This window comes from Pseudarthrobacter sp. NamB4 (assembly GCF_005796185.1).
In the GTDB taxonomy this organism is placed as follows: Bacteria; Actinomycetota; Actinomycetes; order Actinomycetales; family Micrococcaceae; genus Arthrobacter.
The window spans coordinates 1-2,582 of the sequence record NZ_VAHM01000035.1; the positions used below are offsets into that span (position 1 = coordinate 1).

Below are 2,582 nucleotides of genomic sequence, written 5' to 3' on the forward strand. Positions count from 1 at the left end.
TGAATATTCGCTCTTTTGGGGTCCATCCGTCGCGTGTTTGGGGGCCAGTAGGCCGCGCGCTGAGTCGCGGTCCTGGGTGCCGGCAGTGGCGTTCTTGGGGGCCACCTCGATTTAGGCTCCTTCCGTCGTGTGTATAGGGCGCACGGCGGAAGGAGTAATCAGTAATGGTACGGAAGATCAGAGCGAAGCTGGTGTTGCAGTTGCGCGCCGAGGGCTTGTCCGGGCGGGCGATCGCGGCATCGCAGGGCATGTCCCGGAAGAGCATCACGGCGGTGCTGGAGGCTGCCGACGCGGCTGGGGTGGTGTGGGACGATATCGCCGACAGCTCAGAGGGCGAGGTGTATGCCCGGCTGTTTCCCGGGCGTGGTGAGCATCAGAGCGTGTTCGCGCAGCCGGACTGGGACCAGGTGCACCGGGAGATGGCCCGGGTTGGGGTGACGCTGAAGCTGTTGCATGGCGAGTACGCCGATTCATGCGCCGCTGCCGGTGAGCCGGTGATGGGTTATGACCGGTTCTGCAGGACCTATCAGCGGCATGTGTTGGTCACGGGTGTGGCATCCCGGGTCGGGCACAAGGCGGCGCAGACGGTGGAGGTCGACTGGTCGGGGCCGACGATGCAGTTGGCCGATCCGGTCAGGGGTAAGCCCAGGACCGTTTATTTGTTTGTGGCGTGTCTGCCTTTCAGTCGGTATGCGTTCGTTGAACCAGCCTTGGACATGAAGCAGGACACCTGGTTGCGGGCCCACGTGGCGATGTTTGAGGCCTTCACCGGTTCGGTGCCACGGATCGTGCCGGACAATCTGAAGACCGGCGTCATCAAGCATCCCCGCGAGGGCGAGGTCGTACTCAATGACGCTTATTGCGAGATGGCGGCGCACTATTCGGCGGCGGTGCTGCCCGGGCGTATCAGGGCACCAAAGGATAAGGCCAGCGTGGAAAACACGGTCGCCCATGTGGCTACCTGGGTCATCGCGGGGCTGCGTCAGCAACAATTCACCTCGTTGCCGGAGCTCAGGGCCGCCATCGTCGAGCGGGTAGCTGCGTATAACGCGGAGCCGTTCCAGAAGCGGCCAGGGTCCAGGGCCAGCGTGTTTGCAGCAGAGGAGCAGCCGCTGCTGACGGCGTTGCCGGCGGCGGCTTACGAGATCAGCAGGTGGGTTTACGGGCGACGGGTGGGTCGGAATGGGCACGTCGTCTGGGAGAGGAATTACTACTCGGTGCCCTTTGCTCACATCGGCACCACGGTGGACCTGAGGATCACCGATCGGGTGATTCAGGCCTACCGGGGCAGCGAACGGCTGACCAGCCACCTGCTGCTGCCCGAGGGCGCCGCCAACGAGTACCGCACCAACGATGCTGACCTGCCCGCTGGCGAGAAGTACCGGCAATGGGACCCGGCCCGGGCACGGGAATGGGCTGGACGGATCGGCCCGGCAGCTGTGACGGTAGTCAACCGGATCTTCGAGTCCGTCCCGGTCGCCGAACAGGGCCTGGATGCGGCACTTGCCGTGTTGCGGCTCTCCCGGCGCTACTCCGCCGAACGGGTCGAGGCGGCCTGCCGGCTTGCGTTGGCAGGCCGGGTGCGGTCCCCGCGGTATGCGCACCTGCAGCCGATCCTTGCCACGGAGCAGGACAAAGCCGCCGGGCTCAGGCCACCACGGGATGAACCAGTCGAATACGGCGGGTACGTGCGCGGCGCCGAATACTACGCAGGGGGCGCGAAGTGAGCAGGATCGATACCGAAACCAAACGCAAGCTCCGTGAGATGGGCGCCGCCCCGATGCTGGACGCGCTTGAGGCCCAGGACGAGACACTCGTGCTTGGCATGGCCTTCGAGGAGCGCCTCCGCTTGATCGTTGACGAGGCCCACTCCGGGTTCAACCACGCCAAGGTCGAGGGACTGATCCGGCGGGCAGGACTACGCTACCCCGGCGCGGACCTCCGACGGCTCGACCTCATCGACGAACGCGGTCTGGACCGGAACCTGATCGCCCAACTCGGCACGTGCTCGTTCATCGAACGGCAGCAGAACGTCGTCTTTCAGGGATTCACCGGATCCGGGAAGTCCTACCTGGGGTGCGCTCTGGCCAAACAGGCCTGCCAGCATCGCATCCGGGCCCACTACGTCCGCATGCCAGACCTGGAAGAGGCCTGGGCGCTGGCGAAGGACAAGCCTCTGGGCGCAACGAAGTTCTTGAAGAAGTACGCGGCCTTCACCCTTCTGGTGATCGACGAATGGCTTCTCGACCACCCCGACGAGGGCATGCGCAGCATGCTGCTGGAGCTGCTCGAGCGCCGATACGACACAGCCTCGACAGTGTTCTGCACCCAGTACGCCAAGAAAGACTGGCACCAGCGGCTCGGCTCCGGGGTCCACGCTGATGCGATCATGGACCGCATCGTGCACAACACGATTTGGGTCGATACCGGCAACCACAACATGCGTGAACACGCCACGATGACGCAATGAGAAACGCCGGTGGGAGCCGGTGGCCCCCACAACGAGGGCCACTGGCCCCCACCGGCAATATCAATGGCCCCCAAAGGCAAGATCGAGTGGCCTCGAGACCTTCAAATACTCA

Annotated in this window: 2 protein-coding genes; both read left to right on the plus strand. The window is 64.5% G+C overall.

Going from position 1 to position 2,582, the window contains the following annotated elements; translation table 11 throughout:
• The first annotated feature begins 164 nt into the window (after window positions 1–164).
• The gene (istA, locus tag FDW81_RS17905) at window positions 165–1,727 is read left to right on the plus strand and encodes an IS21 family transposase (protein WP_138135549.1); all 1,563 of its coding nucleotides are present in this window, start codon (window positions 165–167) and stop codon (window positions 1,725–1,727) included.
• On the plus strand, window positions 1,724–2,470 hold the full coding sequence (locus FDW81_RS17910) for an ATP-binding protein (protein WP_138135550.1): 747 nt from the start codon (window positions 1,724–1,726) through the stop codon (window positions 2,468–2,470). The genes istA and FDW81_RS17910 overlap by 4 nt, the downstream gene beginning before the upstream one ends.
• The last annotated feature ends 112 nt before the right edge of the window (window positions 2,471–2,582 follow it).